At 41.6% G+C, this 663-nt stretch carries 1 protein-coding gene; it reads right to left on the bottom strand.

The features are described 5' to 3' along the window. Nucleotides 1-271 precede the first annotated feature (271 nt). A partial coding sequence (locus JMX83_RS15030; RefSeq protein ID WP_201603396.1) for an RICIN domain-containing protein occupies nt 272-663 on the bottom strand: 392 nt, incomplete at its 5' end.

Genomic DNA, 663 nt, shown 5'->3' with positions numbered 1-663 from the left:
GCCTTAGCTAGATTTGCAACGCAGTATGGCGCAATTTTAGCATCAGCCCCAACGATAAAAGCAGGGGACAGGACTCTTTTTTGCCGCTTCTTTGGTAAAAATAGACGCTTAGAGCGACTAAGCTTACTATTTTTACCTTCGAATCGTCTAAAAAATAGTCTCTGTCAGTGCCATGGTTGAATGTTCAACACGCCCTAATAACGATGAAAAATTTAGTAAAAATAAGCCCCTATCATAGGAGCTTATTTTTATCATTATTATGTATTTTCAATTAGCTGATGAGACTATAGAACCAAGTGCTTATCGCGCTGCTTACTTTTGCTAGTGTAGAGGGTTGCTGATGATTACTATTGGTGCTTGCCAACTGCATTTGCATGGTGTCTGTCGTCACTGCTTGTTTTTGCATACTCTCTATTATCAGCGGTAGATTTTTGCCAGCGCTAGATAATATCAAACTCGAGTTTTGCGTAAGCATCGTCCATCTTTGGTTGCCGCCACCTGTACAGCTATAGCGAATGAGTCGAGCGCGATTATTACTCATATAGCCATTTTCTAAGTCAAAGCATTGATTGCCTTGCTTGATGGCGTTGGCGGATACATCCATTTGCCAAACTTGCGAGCTTGCTTGATCATCACAAGGGGCTAGGTTAATGACATTGCCAC

It is taken from the genome of Psychrobacter piscatorii, assembly GCF_904846415.1.
GTDB classification, from domain to species: Bacteria; Pseudomonadota; Gammaproteobacteria; order Pseudomonadales; family Moraxellaceae; genus Psychrobacter; species Psychrobacter piscatorii.
This window is presented reverse-complemented; position numbering and strand designations above follow the sequence as displayed.